This window comes from Alsobacter ponti (assembly GCF_024294805.1).
In the GTDB taxonomy this organism is placed as follows: Bacteria; Pseudomonadota; Alphaproteobacteria; order Rhizobiales; family Beijerinckiaceae; genus Alsobacter; species Alsobacter ponti.
Genome location: NZ_JANCLU010000002.1, coordinates 105,558 through 124,651 on the forward strand (window position 1 = coordinate 105,558; position 19,094 = coordinate 124,651).

15 protein-coding genes and 1 pseudogene are annotated in these 19,094 nt (G+C 68.1%); 3 read left to right on the forward strand and 13 right to left on the reverse strand.

Features of this window, described 5'->3' with window-relative positions; genetic code table 11:
• Positions 1–55: 55 nt before the first annotated feature.
• Positions 56–2,519: pseudogene (locus NK718_RS02835) on the reverse strand (arylsulfatase).
• Between the two features lie 282 nt (positions 2,520–2,801).
• A complete protein-coding gene (locus tag NK718_RS02840) occupies positions 2,802–3,038 on the reverse strand; it encodes an alpha/beta fold hydrolase (RefSeq protein WP_254738432.1) in 237 nt (78 codons plus the stop codon).
• 291 nt (positions 3,039–3,329) lie between these two features.
• On the opposite strand from NK718_RS02840, the gene NK718_RS02845 reads away from it, so the two are divergent.
• Complete coding sequence (locus NK718_RS02845; RefSeq protein ID WP_254738434.1) at positions 3,330–3,815, forward strand: hypothetical protein; 486 nt, start codon at positions 3,330–3,332, stop codon at positions 3,813–3,815.
• 167 nt (positions 3,816–3,982) lie between these two features.
• On the opposite strand, the gene NK718_RS02850 is transcribed toward NK718_RS02845, so the two are convergent.
• From NK718_RS02850 to NK718_RS02895, 10 genes are all read right to left on the reverse strand, one after another.
• Positions 3,983–4,309: a hypothetical protein gene (locus tag NK718_RS02850; RefSeq protein WP_254738436.1), complete on the reverse strand. Its 327-nt coding sequence runs from the start codon at positions 4,307–4,309 to the stop codon at positions 3,983–3,985.
• Between the two features lie 82 nt (positions 4,310–4,391).
• Positions 4,392–5,636, reverse strand: a complete 1,245-nt coding sequence (locus tag NK718_RS02855; RefSeq protein WP_254738438.1) for a cytochrome c oxidase assembly protein — start codon at positions 5,634–5,636, stop codon at positions 4,392–4,394.
• Positions 5,624–6,070: a hypothetical protein gene (locus NK718_RS02860; RefSeq protein WP_254738440.1), complete on the reverse strand. Its 447-nt coding sequence runs from the start codon at positions 6,068–6,070 to the stop codon at positions 5,624–5,626. Before NK718_RS02860 ends, NK718_RS02855 begins: the two co-directional genes overlap by 13 nt.
• 5 nt (positions 6,071–6,075) lie before the next feature.
• Positions 6,076–6,675: a cytochrome c oxidase subunit 3 gene (locus NK718_RS02865; RefSeq protein WP_254738442.1), complete on the reverse strand. Its 600-nt coding sequence runs from the start codon at positions 6,673–6,675 to the stop codon at positions 6,076–6,078.
• Positions 6,672–8,543: a cytochrome c oxidase subunit I gene (ctaD, locus tag NK718_RS02870; protein ID WP_254738807.1), complete on the reverse strand. Its 1,872-nt coding sequence runs from the start codon at positions 8,541–8,543 to the stop codon at positions 6,672–6,674. The genes NK718_RS02865 and ctaD overlap by 4 nt, the downstream gene beginning before the upstream one ends.
• 90 nt (positions 8,544–8,633) lie before the next feature.
• Positions 8,634–9,692 carry a cytochrome c oxidase subunit II gene (coxB, locus tag NK718_RS02875; RefSeq protein ID WP_254738444.1) on the reverse strand — a complete coding sequence of 353 codons (1,059 nt, stop codon included), beginning with the start codon at positions 9,690–9,692 and terminating at the stop codon, positions 8,634–8,636.
• A gap of 18 nt (positions 9,693–9,710) precedes the next feature.
• On the reverse strand, positions 9,711–10,406 hold the full coding sequence (locus tag NK718_RS02880; RefSeq protein WP_254738446.1) for a c-type cytochrome: 696 nt from the start codon (positions 10,404–10,406) through the stop codon (positions 9,711–9,713).
• Positions 10,407–10,423: 17 nt separating this feature from the next.
• Positions 10,424–12,292, reverse strand: a complete 1,869-nt coding sequence (locus NK718_RS02885) for a methanol/ethanol family PQQ-dependent dehydrogenase (protein WP_371877203.1) — start codon at positions 12,290–12,292, stop codon at positions 10,424–10,426.
• A 114-nt stretch (positions 12,293–12,406) separates the two neighbouring features.
• The gene (locus tag NK718_RS02890; RefSeq protein WP_254738448.1) at positions 12,407–13,189 is read right to left on the reverse strand and encodes a Crp/Fnr family transcriptional regulator; all 783 of its coding nucleotides are present in this window, start codon (positions 13,187–13,189) and stop codon (positions 12,407–12,409) included.
• 190 nt (positions 13,190–13,379) lie between these two features.
• Positions 13,380–14,360 (reverse strand): cation diffusion facilitator family transporter, encoded by a 981-nt coding sequence (locus NK718_RS02895; protein ID WP_254738450.1) that lies wholly within the window; start codon positions 14,358–14,360, stop codon positions 13,380–13,382.
• Positions 14,361–14,498: 138 nt separating this feature from the next.
• Here NK718_RS02895 and NK718_RS02900 point away from each other — a divergent pair, with 138 nt between their 5' ends.
• On the forward strand, positions 14,499–15,167 hold the full coding sequence (locus NK718_RS02900) for a TetR/AcrR family transcriptional regulator (protein WP_254738452.1): 669 nt from the start codon (positions 14,499–14,501) through the stop codon (positions 15,165–15,167).
• Positions 15,164–15,634, forward strand: a complete 471-nt coding sequence (locus tag NK718_RS02905; RefSeq protein ID WP_254738454.1) for a cupin domain-containing protein — start codon at positions 15,164–15,166, stop codon at positions 15,632–15,634. The genes NK718_RS02900 and NK718_RS02905 overlap by 4 nt, the downstream gene beginning before the upstream one ends.
• Before the next feature lie 89 nt (positions 15,635–15,723).
• Here the strand turns inward: NK718_RS02905 and NK718_RS02910 are convergent, their stop codons facing one another.
• On the reverse strand, positions 15,724–19,005 hold the full coding sequence (locus NK718_RS02910; protein ID WP_254738456.1) for a PAS domain S-box protein: 3,282 nt from the start codon (positions 19,003–19,005) through the stop codon (positions 15,724–15,726).
• Positions 19,006–19,094: the final 89 nt, after the last annotated feature.

Sequence of the window (19,094 nt, forward strand, 5' to 3'; positions counted from 1 at the left end):
TTAGTCAGAACCGTGTCCAAGCGACGCCGGGACCACACAGCCCGGCGTCGCAGCGCTACTTCGCGTAGAACTGTTCGGGACCTGTCCGGAAGGTCACCTTCGCGATCGTGCCGGAGAAGCGGAACGGCGGCGCGTAGTCGGCGTCGTTCACGCCGGTACGGGTGTCGCGTCCCACGTCGAAGGTTTCGTCGAGCGTCACGGTGAACGGGATCGTGCGGGGGATGGTGCGTGTGTCCGCCGCCTTGCCGTCGATGCTGAGGACGCCCTTTCCACCCTTGCCCATGCCGGGACCGTCATAGACGAAATCGAAGTCGATGCGGTGCCTGCCGGCGGACAGCTTCGGGCCCTCCCAGCGGAAGCGCTCAAGGTCCAGGAAGTTGTAGGTGAAGACAGGCTTGCCCCCGACGAGGTAGAGCCCGTAGCCGTTCGTCTGGCCGCCCTGGGTCACAATCATGCCCTCGCTGGCGTCGGGAACGTCGACTTCCGCGGTGATGGTGAAGGAGCGCCCGAGCACGGGCGGCGCGTTCCCGGGCGGGATGCCAAAAATATCGCCGGTGTAGACGAACTCCGTGCGCCCGGCCGTGGCGCTCGGCCGCGGCGCGGTGAAGCGCATGAAGGCGCGGTTGTCGAGCGGGAAGACCTGGTACTTCCAGGCCTCGCGTTCGAAGACCGCCTGGAGTTCCTTCAACTTCTCCGGGTAGCGCGCGGCCACGTCGTTGGCCTGCGAGTAGTCGCGGGCGAGATCGTAGAGCTCCCAAGTGTAGCCGGTCACCACATCGGGCAGCGTCACCCCGAGCACGGGCGACCACGGAGCTATCGGCGGCGTCGTCGCGGCGTACCAGCCCTCATGATAAATGCCCCGGTATCCGCCCATCTCGAAGTACTGCGTCATGCGCCGCGAGGGCGCGGTCGCCGCCGCCTTGTCGAAGGTGTACATCATGCTCACGCCCTCGATCGGCGCCTGCTCCACGCCGTCGACGACCTTGGGCGGCTGGATCCCCGCCGCCTCCAGAAGGGTGGGCACGATGTCAATGACATGGTGGAACTGGCTGCGGATCCCGCCTTTGTCCTTGATGACGTTTGGCCAGGAGATCGCCAGGCCCTGGCGCGTGCCGCCGAAATGCGAGGCCACCTGCTTGGTCCACTTGAACGGCGTGTCGAAAGCCCAGGCCCAGGGCACCGCCATGTGAGGGTCCGTCCCAGGCAGACCCCAGCGGTCGTAATGGGCCATGTTGGCGGCGAGCGGCACCTCGGTCATGCCGTTATATCCGGCATAGGTGTTGAAAGCCCCGGTCAGCGTGCCTTCCGCGCTCGTGCCGTTGTCGCCGGCAATGTAGACGACGATGGTGTTGTCGAACTTGCCCTGGTCCCTGATCTCCTGGATCACCCGGCCGATCTCGTGGTCGGTGTAGGCCGCGTAGGCCGCGAACACCTCGGCTTGGCGGATGTAGAGCTTTTTCTGCTCGGCGGTCAGCGTCTCCCATTTGGGCAGGGAGTCCGGCCACGGGGTCAGTTCGGTATCCGGCGGGACAACGCCGAGCCGCTTCTGGTTGGCGAAGATCGTCTCGCGCAGGGCGTTCCAGCCGTCGTCGAACAGATGCATGGCGCGGATCTTGTCGATCCACTCCTGCGTGGGATGGTGCGGCGAGTGCGTGCCGCCCGGCGCGTAGTGGATGAAGAACGGCTGGTCAGGCGAGACCGCGTTGACCTGGCGCATGTAGCGGATGGCCTCGTCCGCCATGGCGGTGGTCAGGTTCCACCCGGGCTTCCCCTCGAACGGGAAGATTTGCCTGTGGTCCTCGAAGAGATACGGGGTCCACTGGTTCGTCTCGCCGACCATGAAGCCGTAGAAATAGTCGAAGCCCATGCCCGACGGCCACTGGTCGAACGGCCCCACCTCGCTGAGCTGGAAAGCGGGCGTGTTGTGGTTCTTGCCGAACCAAGAGGTGGCGTAGCCGTGGTGCCGGAGCGTGGTGGCGACCGTCGCCTTGTCGAGCGGGATGACCGAATCGTAGCCGGGGAAGCCCGTGGGACCCCTCGCTGACGATACCGAAGCCGGTGGAATGATGGTTGCGGCCGGTGAGCAGCGCGGCGCGGGTGGGCGAGCAGAGCGCCGTCGAGTGGAACTGCGTGTAGCGCAGCCCCTCAGCGGCGATGGCGTCCAAGGCCGGAGTCGGTATCACGCCTCCGAAGCTGCTGGTGACACCGTAGCCCTGGTCGTCGGTCAGGATCACCAGCACGTTCGGCGCCCCTTGGGTGGGCACAACACGTGGCGGCCACCACGGCGTGGACTCGCTTCCACGCTCCTTGATCACGCCTCCGAACGGAGGCGGAAGCGGCGGAAGCCGCTCGCCGTCGATGGTGGTCGTGGCGTTCGGCGCTCCGGGCCCCGACACCACACCCTGTGCGAGGGCGAACGCCGAACAGGCGAGCCAGGCACCGAGCGCCAGCCCGGAGACGAGACCGGCCCGCCTCGTGGAGGGGCCCTCCTGACGCGTGCCAGTGCATACAGGTTTCATCACGCCCCCCTATGATCTTTAACATTGACCCATTCGGTGCCGTGGCGTGTTGATGCGCATCAAAAATCAACTAATTTGCGCAGAGTGCCAGACGGACGGGGCGGGTTAGCGCCGCCCCTCCCGCGCGGCGTTGTCGTTTGCGAACCCGCGCGTCTGGGGCCCCGCACGCGTTCGCGGACGCTGCCGCCGCCTTCGTCTCGGCGGCGATCACCCCCAAGCTCGACCTCGCACACGCCGCCCTCGCGCGGGGGGCAGCGGTCAGATACCGGGTGACCTCTTGGCTCACCGCCCGCCCACCACCTCGTCTATCGCCGCCATCAGGCGTTCCGGGGCGGATTGATGGACCATGTGCCCGACGCCCGCCAGCCGGTGCAGACTGCTGTGCGCGATGTCGCGATGCAGCCTCGCCGACTGTTTCTCGATGTCGACGATCCGGTCGCACTCCCCCGCGACAATGGCGACCGGCAGGTTCAACTCGCGATAGTGCCTTTCAAACGCGAATGCGTTGGGGATCATCATCGCGGTCTCTTCGGCGCTGGCGCGGATTTGCGAAGGGCGCACACGGTCGGTCGATGACTGCTGGCTCGGTCGTCTCACCCATGCCGGGCGCTGAGAAGCCTGCTCTGGACCGGGCCACTTCTGGCCCGATGCAGCCCTCCGGTCTCAACTGAATAGTCCGGCCGATGGTCGCCGGTGGGCGAAAACGCACAGAGGTTGTACGCGCGGCTGATTGCCAGGAAAGATTGAGATTGCAGACGGATCAGCGAGGCGACAGTCTGCCGAACTTCGAGCTTTGGACCCGGAAAATCCATGTTGCGGAAGTTAGTGTTCGGCGGTTTTGCCATCTTGTTCGTCTGGGCAGGAGCAGCGCTCTCAGACGAACTGACCATCGGTCCCACGCCGGTTCCCATCACGCCGGATCTCGCCCTCAACCTCAGAGGCGCGGGGAGCTACGCGAGCGTGGAGGCTATGCTGAGAGGCCCCGGGACCCGGATCGGGACAAGTCGCGAGTCCGATGGCCCGCACGAAGTGCGCGCGTGGCGGGATTCGGCCGGCGGGACGGCGCGGGCCTATGTCTACGACAGCGGCGATTTCAGCATCGTGCTCCGGCCGGCCGGCGAAGCGCAGGACATTGTCCTCAACTCCTTCGGTGCGTTCGTCTGTCCGACTTGCTCTCCGCCGGTGAACGCCTGTGGACGCCGACCCTGGTGGGTGCCGCACGACGTGCATTTCGACAACTTCGATTGCGGGTGCACCCTTGCGGGTCCGCAAAGCCTGGGCGTGGGTCGTTGCTGACGCTCTTTTGCGCCATCGGCCGTCGGCCTCCCGCAGGCTGCGGCATGCGCCCTGCCTTGCGGGCGCGAGCGATGCTCGGGGCGTTGGAGCCGCTGGGGAGCGAAAGGACCGGCGCGTCGCGGACGTCCTCGACGGCGAGGAATAGAGCCGTCCGCGCGGGGGGCGCGCTACATCATCCAGGCCGCGCCGAGCGCCACGATGACCGCCGTGGCGAGGATCGTGGCCACCATCACCGATGTGCTCCAGCCGCGTCCCGATTGATCCGGCCGGGCCGGGGCCCCGCGTGCGTCGGACGGGAGCCTCTCCTGCCGCCACGCGAGCGCGACCTCTTCTGGTCCGGGCGGATGTCCGGCGGCTTCGTCGTCGGCTCCGAGCGGCGCGGCGGCCGGGTCGCTGAACGCCACCTTGTCGCCGGTCCGCCCGCTGTCGATCTCGGCCCGCAGGCCCTCCGTCGTTCGACCGGCCGGAGCGCCGGGCCTCGTGTCACTGGCCATCGCGCCTCTCCGCGTGTGCTTCCGTCGAGCCCAATGCGTGCATCCGGCCTCGGTTCCAGACCGCTTCCGGCGCCGCGGCGCCTCAGCGCAGCGTCGCCAGATAGGCGGCGATGTCGCGCGCCTGGGCTTCCGACAACCCCAGGCGCGGCATGGCGTTTCCCGGCACGATGGCCTGCGGGTCGCGCAGCCACGTCACCATGTTCTCCGGCGAGTTCCGCAGCAGCCCGGCGAGGAAGACCCGTCGGCCGATCTGCTTGAGCGGCGGCCCGACCAGCCCCGTCGCGCCCGTGATGCCCGGAATGACGTGGCAGGCGCCGCAGCCCGTTTCGACGATGAGCCGCGCGCCCTGCCGCGCGTCGCCGGGCATGGAGTTGTCTCCGGCCGCCCGGGCCTGCCCCTGCGCAGCCAGGAGCAGCAGGAGGGAAATCGCCGGTAGCGATGCACGGGCGAGCCGCGCCCGCCGCTCCGCCTCGGCGAACCAGGCGAGCAGGATCCAGCACATCGCGCCGAGATAGACGAGGCCGCCGGGAATCCACATGACCAGCCCTGCGAGCTGCTGGTCTTCCGCGCCGGTCAGCCCCCAGCCGCCCTGCGCATGCGCGGCATAGAAGGGCCGCGGGGCCAGGATCATCAGCGCGCCAGGAAAGCTGCTCACGACCGCCGCCGTTCCCACGTAAGCGAGGCGCGCGCCGTGCCCCAGCGCTGCCGAGGGCCGCGCCAGCGCGACGGCCCAGAACGCATAGGCGCTCGCCAGCAGGCTGGCGTGCTCCAGCACGTGCAGCGGGAAGCTGCGCAGGCTCCAGCCATAGGGGCCGGGCAGGTGCCAGAACGCGAAGACGCCGCAGAAGGCGAACCAGGCCAGCAGCGCGCCGGGCATGCCGTGGCACGTTCGCCTCACGCGCTCGAACCCCAGCCGGCCGGCGATACGGCGCGGTGCGCGGCCGAGGCCCATGCCGGCGAGCAGTCCGGCGCGGCCGAAGGCGAGCAGCGGGGCCGCGATCAGGACGAGCGCAAGGTGCTGCGCCATGTGAGCGCTGAACAGCGTGTCCGCCATCTCGTCCGCAGCCGGGGCGAGCGCGGCCAGCAGCACGGCGAGGCCGGACGCAAAGGCAGCCGCCTGGGTACGGTGGCCCGGCGCGGTTCCCGCCGCCCGGCGGCGACGCGCCCATCCGGTGGCGTACAGGCCCGCGATCATGAAGCTAAGCCCGACGAGCGCCGGAAATGCACCGATGGTTTCGGGCGTGGCCCCGGAGTCATGCGCCAGGGCCGGAGCGGCGGGAAGCAGGCTGGCCGTCGCCAGCAGCCAGAGCGTGGTCAGCCGCCGCATGACGTCACCAGAGCCAGGCCGACCGCGTCGAACAGGATGGCCACCGCGAACAGAACGCCGATCCACAGGCCCCAGGCCGCCAGGAAGCGGCTGCGTCCCTCGCCGACCTCCAGCAGACGCCTGTGCTCGCCGTCCGCCTCCTCACGCGTACGCCGCCAGCTGCGATAGCCGGCCCACGCGGCCGCCACGGCGATGACCAGCGCGACCGCGGTGCTGGCCGCCAGCAGCGTGGGCAACCAGCTCCATCCCGCGGGCAGGACGGTTCGCGGATAGTCTCGCGGGAAGCACGCCATGCTGCTGAGCCCGTAGTTCAGCAGCACCTGCAGCGCCCAGACGGCCGGCGCGGCCAAAATGGCGAAGGCGATGGCGAGCCCGCTCACCTCTCCGCGATGCGGCGAGGGGTGGCGGACGCGGGGGGCTTGCGGTCCGGCCATGGCGCTCACCTCAAATGCGGGGTGACGTAGAGACTGAAGAAGACGCACAGCCACACGACGTCGACGAAATGCCAGTACAGCGCGCCGATGCTGACCGGCGCGTGGCGGCGCGCATCGAAATAGCCGAGCAGCGTCCATGCGAGCAGGGCCGCCAGCACGAGAAGACCCGCGACGACGTGCGCCATGTGGAACCCGGTGATGAGGAAGTAGAGCGAACCATAGGAGCTCGACGCGTAGTTGAACGTCTTGTCCTTCCACTCCATCAGCTGGATGCCGACGAAGACGAGGCCGAGCACGAATGAGAGCGCGATGCCGAGAGCCGCTCGCCCGTTCGCGCCCCGCCGGGCCGCGCGCTCGGCCCAGACCATGGTGAGGCTGCTCACCACGAGGATCGCCGTGTTCGGTCCCGAGAGGCGGAAGGCAGGCAATGGGTCGGGCAGCCACGAGCGGCCATACTGCACGTCGAAATAGAAGTAGCTGAACAGCAGATACGCGAAGAGCGCGCCTTCGGTGGCGACGAGGGCGATCATGCCGAACCAGCCATTGGCGAGTTTGCCGACGCTTCCGGTGGGCAGGGGCGCCTGAAGGTGAACGGTGTCGCTCATGCCTCGCGCTCCGCTTTCTGGCCCAGCGACGCCTCCGGCCACAGCCAGACGAGCGCCCCCGCGAGCACGCCGAGCCCGCCCGCGCCGGCCACCCACCATTCATGCAACAGGAGGCCGGTGAAGCCGACCGACATGGCGAGCGTGACGACGAACGGCGCGTAGGAATCCTCCGGCATCTTGAGGATGGCCTCGGGCTGCGCATCGAGGCCCGAGGTCGCGAGCGCCTCCTTGCCGTCGGCCAGCAACGGCCCGCGCAGCAACTCGGAATGCCCGGCCTCCGTTTCGCCAAGCCGCTCTTCCCACAGGGGATGACGGCTCGCCACCATGGGAACGACGGGGAAGTTGTAGGGCGGGGGCGGGGAGGGCGTCGCCCATTCCAGCGTCGGCGCGTCCCACGGATTGTCGCCGGCCGGCACGCCGTTCGACAGGCTCATGGCGATGTTGACGAGCAGCAGCAGGATGCCGATGGCGAGCAGGAAGGAGCCGGCGCTGGTGACGAGGTTCAGCGTCCCCCAGCCGAGATCGGCCTCGTAGGTGTAGACGCGCCGCGGCATGCCCATCAGTCCGAGGATGTGCATGGGGAAGAAACCGAGGTTGAACCCAATGAGCACCGTCCAGAAATTCCAACGGCCGAGGCGCTCGCTGAGCAGGCGTCCCGTCATCTTCGGCAGCCACACATAGAGCGCGCCCATGACCGCGAAGAGATTGATGCCGATGAGCACGTAGTGGATGTGGGCGACGACGAAATAGGTGTCGGTCAGCTGGCGATCGACCGGCACCGCCGCCGTCATGACGCCGGACACGCCGCCGACCACGAACATCGCGATGAAGCCGGCGAAAAACAGGAAGGCGGTGGTGATGACCGGCCGTCCCGTCCAGATCGTCGCGATCCAGGCGAAGACCGCCACGGCGCTGGGAATGGTGATGACGAAGGAGGCGGCCGAGAAGAAGGACAGCGCGATGAAGGGCAGGCCCGTGGCGAACATGTGGTGCAGCCACACGCCGAACCCCAGCACCATCGTCGTGACGGTAGCGAGCACCACGACGGTGTAGCCCACCAGGGGGCGGCGGCAGAAGAAGGGCAGCGCGTCGGAGACGAGCCCCATCGCCGGCAGCACGACGACATAGACCCAGGGGTGCGCGAACATCCAGAACAGGTGCTGCCAAAGCAGCGGCTGGCCGCCGCTGTCCTGGGTGAAGAAATGGGTGCCGAACTGCCGGTCCGTCCACATCATCAGGAAGGCCAGGCTCACCGAGGGTACCGCGAAGAGGTTGCCGACGGAGGCGGTCAGCGTGCCCCAGGTGAGGATCGGCACGCGGTTGATCGACATGCCGGGCGCGCGCATGCGCAGGAAGGTGACCACGAAGTTCACGGACCCGACCGTGGTCGAGATGCCGTAGAACACCATGCCCAGCGCATAGAAATCGAGGTTCGGGCCGGGGTTGTAGGCCTTCAGCGCGTAGGGGACGTAGCTGAACCAGCCATCGTTGGGCGCGAGGCCCATGACGAGGCTCGCGTACATGAAGATGCCCGACGCCAAATAGATCCAATAGGAGTAGGCGTTGAGGCGGGGGAAGGCCATGTCGCGCGCGCCCAGCACCAGCGGGAACAGGTAGTTGCTGAACCCCGACAGCACCGGCAGCGCGTAGAGGAAGATCATCGTGATGCCGTGCATCGAGAAGAGCTGGTCGTATTGCTCCGGCGTCAGCAGGGCCTGGTTGGGCCTTGCGAGCTGCACGCGCATGATGAGCGCCTCGACCCCGCCCACAATCAGGAAGCCGAACGCCGTCACGAGATAGCGGATGCCGATCTCCTTGTGGTCGACGCTGGACAGGAACCCGCGCAGTCCAGGCTTCGACTCCCACATCTCCTCGAGCCGCCTCGCGTGCTCAGTGGAATAGCCCTGCTCCTCGACATGCAGAACGCGCTCATATCCGGTGACGGCCAAGGCGTGCTCCTATTTCAGCGTTTCGAGAAAGCCGCGGATCCGCGCCAGTTCCGGGCCGGAAATGTCGAGCGTCGGCATGCGCGCGCCGGGCTTGATCGTCTGCGGATTGGCGATCCAGCCGGAGAGATAGGCGACGCGGTTGGGCAGGGTGGCGGCGGCAATGGAGCCGCGGCTCATGAGGTGGGTGAGGTCCGGTCCGAGGACGCCATGCGCCAGGGTGCCGCGCACCGCGTGGCAGATCCCGCAGCGCTGGACGAAGTCGTCCTGCCCGGCGCGAACGGGGCCGTTGTCCGCGGTCTTGGCCGAGGCGAGCTGGTTCGCCATCCAGGCCTCGAACTGGTCGGGCGGTTCGGCCACGATGACGAGGCCCATGTGCCCGTGCTGCTGCCCGCAATATTCGGCGCACTGGCCGCGATAGACGCCGGGCCGCTCGGCCTGCAGCCATGCCATGTTGGTCTGGCCGGGGATGACGTCCGTCTTGCCGCCCAGCGCGGGAACCCAGAAGGAGTGGATGACGTCACGGCTCTCCAGCTTGAATTCGACGGGCTTCCCGACGGGGATGTGAATCTCGTTGGCCGTGTCGAGAATGCGGGTCGGATCGCCGCTCTCGTAACGGACGGCCCACCACCATTGCTGCGCGCGGATGTCGATGGTGAGCGCGGGCTGGGTCGGCGGGCGCGCGATGCGCGCCATCGTCGTGGCGGTCCAGCCCATCATCCCGAGCAGGACGACGGTCGACACGCCGACGCCGATGGCGATCCACGACAGGCCGCCCTCCGGGCGCTCGACGGGCATCTGGCCGTCGCTCGGCAAGTGCATCCGGGGCGCGCGGCGGCGCAGTGTCCCGACCACCACGAGGAGGCTGATGATGACGACCACCGCGACCGAGATCGCGCCGAGGCCCCAAAGCAGCGGCGTCACGGCGCGGCCCTGCAGGCCGTGCGTCACGACGTAGTTCATTGGCGCATCGGCCAGCCCGGCGGCCAAGGCGTGGCGCGGCAGGACCACGGCCGGCGCGGCCAGCGCGATCCTGTCCATCGTCCATCGGGTCCGGGGCCTGAGGGGCATGTCGGACTCCTCACGCCTTCAATGCGCGTTCGGTTTCTGGCCGGCGCTGAAGGACTGGGTGTGCTTCCATGGGGCCGTGCCGCTCACATATTCGGTCGGAACCTGTTCGATGTCGGGAGAAGGCGGCGTGCGCGAGATCGTATGGCCGAAGCCCTTCGGCGGCGGCGAGCGCAGCTTGAGCACATAGCTCACCAGGTCCCAGATCACCTCGTCCGGGAGGGCGGAGCCCCAGGCCGGCATGCCGTTCGGGCGGCCCTGCTTGATCGTCAGGAAGATGTTGGCCGGCTGCTCGCCATAGATGTAGCGCCAGTTGCTGAGCGAGGGGCCCATGCCGCCTCCGCCATTGTCCGCATGGCAGCCGATGCAGTTGAATCCCGTGAAGTACTGCATGCCGCGCTGGGCCGCCGCATCGCTGGTGTCCGGATTGCGAATGTCCGGTCGTTTCAGGGAATTGCCCGGCGCGAGCGACACCACGGGCACCTGCAGGAGAGCCGGTCCGGATCCGGAAAAGGCCTGCATGCCGGTCGTCACGCCCTTTCCGCCGGGGAGGGCGGGGAGCTTGAGCCCGGCCGCCGGCTGGACCTCCTCGGGAGCGGCGAGCGGCGAGGCCGGCTGAGCCTGCGTCGGTGACGGTGGGGCGGCCTGTTGCTGGGCCAGGACAGGCGTGGCGGCAAGCATGGCGGCGAGGACGGCCGGGGCGGCGAGGCGAGGCATGTCGAGCCCTCCTCTTGTTACTGCGGCCCGGCCGGGCCCGGCGCGGGCGCGGCAGGCGCCGAGGTCGGTCGGGGCCCGGGCGTCTGGCCGGCGGGTCCGCTCTGCGCGGGCAGGGCGAAGACGAACAGCGTGCTGCCGCCCACAGTGTAGGTGGGGAGGTCCTGCGTGGCTCCCGCGAAGCCCAGGGCCGCGTTCCGCACGCGCGGATCGACTTCCGCATTGGCCACGACGCCCGGCCAGCCGCCGATGCCCGACATCACGGCCACATATTGCCGCCCGTCCGCGCCCTTGTAGCTCATCGGCTGGCCGATGACTCCCGACGAGGTCCGGAACTGCCAGAGCGGTTCGCCGGTGCGGGCGTCCACCGCCTTGAAGAGGCGATCCATGGTCCCATAGAAGGCGACGTCGCCGGCGGTGACGAGTGCGCCGGACCAGACCGGCAGGTTTTCCTTGATGGCCCAGACCTTGGACTTCTTGACCGGGTCCCAGGCCATGAATTCGCCGCGATAGCCGCCGGGTCCGGCATACATGTCGACCGAGGCTCCGACATAGGGGGTGCCAGCGATGTAGCCCACCTCGCCCGTCTTGAAGTTCATGCACAGATGCTGGTGCGGCACGTAGAGCAGCTGCGTGCGCGGCGACCAGGCCGCGGGTTGCCAGTCCTTGGCGCCCGGGGAGGCGGGGCAGACGTTCTCGATCGTCTTGCCCAATGCAGGGTGGAGCGCTTCGTTGGGCTTCGGCCGGCCGGTCTTCAGGTCGACGCCCAGGTAGGCGTTGACGGTGTCGTAGGGGTCGGCGGAGATCGCCTCGCCCGTCTGCCGGTCGATGACGTACATGTAGCCGTTGCGGCCGGGGTGGACGAGAACCTTGCGCGCCTTCCCGTCGATGGTGAGGTCGAGCAGGATGCCTTCGTTGATCTCGTCATGGTCCCAGAGATCGTGTGGGTTCAGCTGGTAGGCCCAGCGAGCCTGGCCGGTGTCGGCGTCGCGCGCGAAGATCGTGGACGTCCACAAATTGTCGCCTGGGCGCTGGTTGGAGTTCCAGGGCCCGGGATTGCCGGTCCCGTAATAGACGAGGTTGAGCTCGGGGTCGTAGGTCAGCCAGCCCCAGATCGTGCCGCCGCCCGTCTTCCACGCGTCCGGCGGCCAGCTCGCGACGCCGAGGTCCTTGCCCTTCGCGGCATCGTAGAAGGGCTTGAAGTCCGGCCCGATCAGCACGTCCTTGTCCGGACCGGTGGACCATGCAGTCCACGCCACCTTGCCGGTGGCCTGGTCGAGCGCGGTGAGCTTGCCGCGCACGCCGAGCTCCCCGCCGCTGTCGCCGACGAGAATCTTCCCCTTCACCGCGAGCGGCGCCATGGTGATGGTCTCGCCCAGGTTGATGTCGCCGACCTTGGCGTTCCAGATTTCCTGGCCCGTCTTCGCGTCGAGCGCGACGACGTGGTCGTCCAGCGTGGCGACGAACAGGCGTCCGTTGTCGTAGGCCGGGCCGCGATTGACGACGTCGCAGCAGGCCACGCCCTGCGCGGCGAGGTCCTGGTTCGGCACATAGCTCCATTTCAGATCGCCCGTCGTCGCATCGAGCGCGAAGACGCGGTTGGGAAAGGGCGAGACGACGTACATCGTACCGTCGACCACCAGCAGCGCGGATTCCTGCCCGCGCTCCTTGCCGACGGAGAAAGTCCAGGCTGCCTGGAGGCCGCCGACATTCTCCGGCTTGATCTGGTCCAGCGGGCTGAACCGCGTCCCGGCGTAGTCGCGGCCCGGCATCACCCATTCGGCGGGATTGGACGAGCGCCCGGCGAGGTCCTCGGCCCGGGCCATCATGGGAGCAGAAAGCGAAATCGCCGCGGCGAGCAACGCAATGCAGGCCTTGGGGCAAGGCATCCGGACCTCCCTGGAGGAATGCTCCTGTGCCGCAATGCCGGAAGGCGTCGACGGTTTCGGGGCGCGGAGCAGGCTCGGGACGCAGTTGGTTCGCTGGAAGACCGAATTTGCCGGTCAGGAAGGACCGGTCCCGTCGCCCGGCTGAAGCGCGGCCTGCGCATGGGAGCGGATGATCCGATGGCAGTGGCATGAGAGCGCCTCGAGCCGCTGCTTGTCGCTGATGACGATCCGCCCGCGCCGGGTCTCGATGGCCCCGTGCTCTTCGAGCACGTGCAGGCACTGCGTCACGCTCGGTCGGGTGACGCCGAGCAGGCGAGCCAGGAGCTGATGCGTCAGCGCGATCTCGTCCGTGCAGAGGGCGTCATGCGCCACCAGCAGCCAGCGCGAGAGGCGTTCGCGCAGTTCGTGGGTCGCGTTGCAGATGCTCGACTGGGCGGTCTGGAGCAGCACCACGTCGATATATCGCAGCAGGCGGCGGCGCAGGGCCGGGGAGATGTCCATGGCGCGCGAGAGCATGTCCGGCGCGATGCGCCAGGCCGCGCCGCCAATCTGCATGACGCGCCTCAGCCCCGGCGCTTCCTTTGTCCCCAGCACGGCGGGAATGCCGACCATCCCTTCCGAGCCGATCAGCCAGACCTCGACCCACCGGGACGGCCCGGCGCGCCCCGATACGGAGACGAGCCCGGAGATCGGGAAATAGACGTCGGCCATCGGCGTCCCGGCGTGGTGCAGGATCTGCCGGGCGCGAAGCTCAACCCTGGTGAAAAGCCCGGCGATGCCGGTGCGGTCCCCGGGGGGAATGGCGTCGAGCAGCCTGTTGCCGAACGAGGGCGACGCCGAAGGCCCGATCGATGCGGGCCCGGCCCCCGGCGCCCTGAAGCTGCCTGGAGAAGGCAAGGACCCGTCGCCGTCTCTCAAGCTCTGAGGCTCCCTGCAAATCGGATTTGGGCTGGCTCTAAGCTCAATGCAGCCGAGCAGCCGCGAGTTGCGTCGTTCTCCTCGATCGGGCGATTCCGGACGATTTCCGAGCATTCTCCAATGCGAATAGCGGCCGAACTCGCATCGAAGGTCGGCCGCTATCTCGACGTCAGGCGACAAACCAGGCGGCGCGCGCCCGGTCGAAGGCGCCGGGCGTTTGAGGCTTCACGAAGAGCAGCACGACGGACGGGGCTTCCTGGCGAACCTTGCTTTCGATGGAACTGACCGCCCGCTCGATGTCGGGAGTGCGCAGGCCGTCCTCGAATTCGATGCTGAGCGAGGCCGTGACCTGATCGGGGCCGAGATGCGTGGTGAGGACGCCGTTTGCCGCGACGACTCCGGGCTCTTCGTTGGCGATCCGCAGGATGAGATCGGTCGTGGTCCTGTCGGCGGGCTCGCCGATCAGCAATCCCTTGGTCTCGCGCGCCAGAAGAGCCGCCACCGCGGCGAGCAGAACGGAGATCGCCAGCGAGCCGTAGGCGTCGATCTCGGGCTTTTCCAGCAGCTGCGAGACCGCGGTCGAGGCGAGGGCGATCAGAAGCCCGATCACGGCGGCGCTGTCTTCCAGTAGCACCGTGAAGGTCGCGGGATCCTTGCTTCTTCGGATCGCGGCGAGGAGCCCTTCAACCCGATTGCTCGACCGAAACTGTCGCCAGGCGAAGACCCACGACGCGGACTCGAACGCGAGCGACAGGGCCAGCACCGCGTAGACGACGAACGGGTCCTCGACGAGCTCCGGCGCACGGAGATGCTGCACCCCCTCGTACGCCGAGACACCGGCTCCCGCGGCGAACACGAGGATCGCGACGACGAAGCTCCAGAAATAGATCTCGCGTCCGTGCCCCCACGTATGCTTCGGGTCCGGAGGCCGGCGGGACCGGTGTATTCCATAGAGCAGAAGGACTTCGTTCACGGTGTCGACCAGCGAGTGAAACGCCTCGCTGAGCGTGGACGAACTGCCGGTCCATGCCGCCGCGGCGAATTTGGTCGCGGCCACGAGCAGATTGCCGACGAGAGCCGCGTAGACGGCGATATTGGGGTGCTTGCCCGGGGCAGCACGCGTTTGCGAAGCGCCGAAGCTGCCTGCCATGGCTGAATCCTTCGGCTGGGAACGGCCCAGCCGATCCCTTGTTCCCGGTTTCGGGTGTCGTGGCGGTGCGGATGGGGAGCCATTTTCCAGCCGCGTCCCGCTGGGCGGATCCGCGTTTCTCGCTCTCAAGGCACAAGGTTGACGAACGTCGAAATTGATGTCATTGCAAGTGACATGAATTCACGTCCAGAGCGAAAATACGAAAGCCCGCTTCGCCGGGCGCACGCCGAAGACACGCGCAACCGGCTGCTGGCGGCCCTCGCGGAAGTCCTCGCCTCGTCGGGGGACGGCGCCTTTATCCTTGATGACGTGGCGAAGGCCGCGGGCGTGGAAAGGCGAACCATGTTCCGCCACTTCCCCTCGAAAGAGGCGCTTTTCCAGGCATTCTGGCATTGGATCAACGCCCGCATTGCGCCCACCGTCTTGCCCCGATCGGGCGCCGACCTGATCAGCATGCCCATTGCGGCGTTCCAGGGTTTCGACGCGAACGAAGGCATCGTGAGAGCGAGCCTTCACACCGTGTCGGGTCGCCAGATGCGCCTCGCAGCGCTGCCTGAGCGCAAACAGGCCTTCTCCGTGGCGGTCGATGACGCGCTGGCCGGCGTAAGTCCCCGCGATCGGGCTCGCTGCGAAGCCATCGTCCACGCCCTCTACAGCGCGGCCACGTGGGAGACTCTGAAGGACTATTGCGACCTCGACGGCAAGCAAGCCGGCGAGACCGTGGCGTGGGCGATCGAACTGATCATGAAGGGTCTTCGACAGTCTGTCCCGAGCGACACGAACGAAACAGGAGGTCAGAAGCCGTGACGACCCAGGTGGCTATCGAACGCCCTGAAACCGCGCCGTCTCTCTGGGTCCTGGGAGACCTGGTCCGGTTCATGGGAGAACTGGAGGACAAGAACCTCCACGTGCTCGATGTGACCGTGCCGCCCGGTTCAGGGACGCCATTGCACCGGCACGCTTCGCCGGAGGTCTTTCGCGTGTCCGAAGGCGAAATCACGTTCGGCTTCCATGACAAGGGACGCGCGTCGACGGTCGTGGCAGGGCCGGGGTCCATCGTGACATTGCCGGGCCGGGTCGAGCATAGCTACTCCAACCAGGGCAGCGCTCCTGCCGTCATGACGGTGATCGTCGAGGCCCAGATGGTCGCGTTCTTTCGCGACATCGGTTCGCCCCAGCGTCTCGAAGGGAGGCCGTCGCCCGACACGCTTTCGCGGGTTGCGGCCGCTTGCGCACGACATGGGATCGAGATCCTCGCCTCTGCCACCGACTGACGTGCAAGACGCAAAAGACGGGTCGGCTCGCTTTCGGGCGGACTGGCTCGTGACCTCGCCAGGACGTCGGCGCTCACGCGCGCGGCGGCCTATTGTCCCGGCGAGAGCTGCGCCAGAGCGGCGGCGAGTTCGTCCTTGCGGAAGGGCTTCGTCAGCCTCGGGTGATCCGGGTCGACTCCCTCGAACTCGGCATAGCCCGACACGAGCAGCACGGGGACGCTGGGGCGCGCCGACCGGATGGCGCGACGAAGTTCGGCGCCGTTCATCCCGGGCATCAGGTGGTCGGTGACGAGCAGGTCGAAGCCGTCTCCACGCTCGACCAGTCGAAGCGCCTCCTCGGCGGATGAGGCCTCCAGGACCGTGTAGCCGAGCTCCTGCAGCATTTCGGCCGTGCTCAGGCGCACGAGCTCCTCATCGTCGACGAGGAGCGCCGTTCCCATCCTGGCCGCCGTCTGCGCGGGCTCGGGGCGACGCTCGTCCGTACCGGGCGCGGCGGCGCTTTGCGGCAGCCAGAGCTCGACATTGGTTCCGAAGCCCGGCCGGCTCCGGATCGTCAGCGCTCCGCCAAGCTGGGACGCCAGGCCATGCACCATGGACAGGCCAAGTCCCGTGCCCTTGCCGACGCCCTTCGTGGAGAAGAATGGCTCGACGGCGCGCGCCAGCGTCGCGTCGTCCATCCCGGAGCCGGTGTCCGCCACGGACAGGCAGACATATTCGCCTGGGTGAAGCTTGGCGCGATGCCCGAGGCCGACACGTTCGGATGTGGCCGAGATGCGCAGCGTGCCGCCGTCTGGCATGGCGTCACGCGCGTTCACGCTGAGGTTGAGAAGCGCCATCTCGATCTGGTTGGGGTCGGCCAGCGCGGGCGGCAAGTCTTCCGAGGCCTCCACCACGACCCTGATCTGCGGGCCGGTGGTGCTCGCCACGAGTTCACCCATTTCAGTCACGAGCTTCGCCACATCGACGGGGACCGTCTGGAGCGGCTGGCGGCGGGCGAAGGCCAGCAGGCGCTGCACGAGGATTTTCGCGCGCTCGGCCGATTGCGCCGCGCCCGCGATCAGGCGCTGCTCCCGCGCGCCGCCCAGGCCCTTGCGGTGGAGCAGGTCGAGCGCGCCGACGATTGGCGTCAGCAGGTTGTTGAAGTCGTGCGCCACCCCGCCGGTGAGCTGGCCCATCGCCTCCATCTTCTGGCTCTGGCGAAGTGCCTCCTCGGCCAGGATCTGTCGCGTCACGTTCCGGCTGGAGCCGATCAGCCGCACGACCCGGCCGCTGGCGTCGCGCATGGGCATCAGCGCCGTGTCCCAGTGCTGCGCATCGCCGTTCAGGTCGAACACCTCGCGGTACTGGTGGACCTCTCCGGTCCGCACCACGCGCCGATACATGGCGAGCACCTCGCGGGCGAGATCGTGCGGGAGAATGTCCTCGACGCGCTTGCCACGGACCTCCTCGATTTTCAGGCCCACGCTCGCCACATGGGATGGGTTGAGCTCCTCGACCAAGAAGCGGTCGTGAGGCTCCACCCGGATGACGAACAGCGCCTCGGGCGTGTTCTCGAAATAGGTCCGGTACAGAGCGTCCGCGTCGCGCCGGGCGGCCTCCGCCGCCTCGAGCTCGGCTTGCCGCTCCTTCTCGCGCGTGACGTCCCGCGTCACCGCATAGAGTTTCCCGCTGTCCGGCGCGGCGACCCAGGAGAGCCACCGCCATCCACCGTCACGCGTGCGGTAGCGGTTCTCGAAATGCAGGACCGGCCCGCCGGCCCGCACGCGCTCGAACTCCGCAAGGCTCCGCTCCAGGTCTTCGGGATGCAAGAACTCCGCGAAAGGCCTGCTCTGGAGATGCTCCGCCGTCCAGCCCAGCGCGACAGTCCAGGCTGGATTGACCGCGTCGAAGCGCCCGGTCGCCACGTCGATGACGGAGAGAAGATCGAGGCGGTGCCGCCAGATCAGGCCGCGCTCGCGCGTGCGCTCGACGACTTCACGCTCGAGATCGGCATTGAGCGCCAGCAGCGCCTGTTCGGCCACCTTTCGGTCGTGAATGTCGACCGACGCGCCGAACCAGCGCAACACCTCGCCGGTCTCCGGATCGCGATAGGGCTCGCCGCGGACGAGGAACCAGCGATACGCCCCCGCCGCCGACCGGATGCGATGCTCGACGACGAAGGTTCTCCCGGTGCGGCGCGCCTCCTCGAACGCTTGCGCCGTGACGGGGCCGTCCTCGGGATGGACGTATCTGGCGATCACCTCGCTGTTGGTGATCGGGTCCGGCGACGCGCCGGTATAGGCGTACCATTGCGCGTTGAAGAACTCGCTGCGGCCGTCCGCGTCCGTGATCCACACGATCTGGGGCACGGCGTCCGCCATGAGCCGGAACCGCGCCTCGCTCTCCCGCAGGCGCGCCTCGGCCCGGGCGCGCTCGACCGCGGCCCAGGTCCGGGCGGCGACCTCCTCGATCAGCGCGACCTCGTGCGACGTCCAGGCGTGCGGGTTTCGGTGGTTGACGTAGAGAGAGGCCTGCAGCCGCCCTTCGCGAACCAGCGGCACGGAGACGAACGCGCGCGTGTCGATCGCAACCCAGGTGTCGTGCCTCTGGGCGGAATCGGCAAGGATGTCGGAAACTGCTTCCGTGGCGCCCGCCCTTTGGCGCGCGATGCTTTCCGCGCCGAAATCGTCGAGACGGAACGTGCCCAGGATGGGGGCGACCCCATCGGCGTAGCACGTCTCGCAGATGATCGTCTGCCCGTCCGCGTTCACCTCGCTGTATCCGACCCGCACCGCCCCCAGGTGGCGGCCCAGCGCCTCGACCGCCACGTCCATCGCCGCGCGAGCGTGCGAAGCCTCGCGCAGCCGTTCCTCCACGTCGAGGAGGAAGGACCGCCGCCGGTCCGCCAGGATCTGCGCCGTCGTTTCCGTGCAGGCGCAGAACATGCCCGCGACGCTGCCGCTTTCGTCACGGACGGGGGAGTAGGAGAAGGTGAACCAGGTCTGCTCGTCGAAGCCCTTGCGGTTCATCAGGAGCGGGAGATTTTCGCGGTAGCTCGCCTCGCCCGCCATGGCGGCGTCGATCAGGGGCGAGATGTCGGGCCAGATCTCGGACCAGATGTCGTAGAACCGGCGGCCCAGCGCCAATGGGTGCTTGGCCCCCAGGATCTCCGCGTAGGGGTCGTTGTACAGGAAGCCGAGATCCGGCCCCCAGGCGACGAACATCGGGAACTTCGAGCCGAGGAGCAGGCCGACGACCGACCGCAGCGACTGTGGCCAGGTCTCCGGCGGCCCGAGCGGAGACTCCGACCAGTCATGCTCGCGCATGAGGGCGCCCATCGCCCCGCCGCCGGCGAGGAACAACAGGGATTGGGGCCGCTCGGCGGGGGTCATGTCGTTCCCTCGCGGCCCTGGCCAGACCCGCCGGACCCCGCGCTTCGATGCTGGCTTTTATGACCGGCGCGCGGCCGCTCCGCCGGACG

Coding starts and splice junctions, on each gene's coding strand:
- NK718_RS02840 (WP_254738432.1), bottom strand. CDS start 3,038: ATGATGATCCCCAACGCATTCGCGTTTGAAAGGCACTATCGCGAGTTG.
- NK718_RS02845 (WP_254738434.1), top strand. CDS start 3,330: ATGTTGCGGAAGTTAGTGTTCGGCGGTTTTGCCATCTTGTTCGTCTGG.
- NK718_RS02850 (WP_254738436.1), bottom strand. CDS start 4,309: ATGGCCAGTGACACGAGGCCCGGCGCTCCGGCCGGTCGAACGACGGAG.
- NK718_RS02855 (WP_254738438.1), bottom strand. CDS start 5,636: ATGCGGCGGCTGACCACGCTCTGGCTGCTGGCGACGGCCAGCCTGCTT.
- NK718_RS02860 (WP_254738440.1), bottom strand. CDS start 6,070: ATGGCCGGACCGCAAGCCCCCCGCGTCCGCCACCCCTCGCCGCATCGC.
- NK718_RS02865 (WP_254738442.1), bottom strand. CDS start 6,675: ATGAGCGACACCGTTCACCTTCAGGCGCCCCTGCCCACCGGAAGCGTC.
- ctaD (WP_254738807.1), bottom strand. CDS start 8,543: ATGTGGGAGTCGAAGCCTGGACTGCGCGGGTTCCTGTCCAGCGTCGAC.
- coxB (WP_254738444.1), bottom strand. CDS start 9,692: ATGCCCCTCAGGCCCCGGACCCGATGGACGATGGACAGGATCGCGCTG.
- NK718_RS02880 (WP_254738446.1), bottom strand. CDS start 10,406: ATGCCTCGCCTCGCCGCCCCGGCCGTCCTCGCCGCCATGCTTGCCGCC.
- NK718_RS02885 (WP_371877203.1), bottom strand. CDS start 12,292: ATGCCTTGCCCCAAGGCCTGCATTGCGTTGCTCGCCGCGGCGATTTCG.
- NK718_RS02895 (WP_254738450.1), bottom strand. CDS start 14,360: ATGGCAGGCAGCTTCGGCGCTTCGCAAACGCGTGCTGCCCCGGGCAAG.
- NK718_RS02910 (WP_254738456.1), bottom strand. CDS start 19,005: ATGACCCCCGCCGAGCGGCCCCAATCCCTGTTGTTCCTCGCCGGCGGC.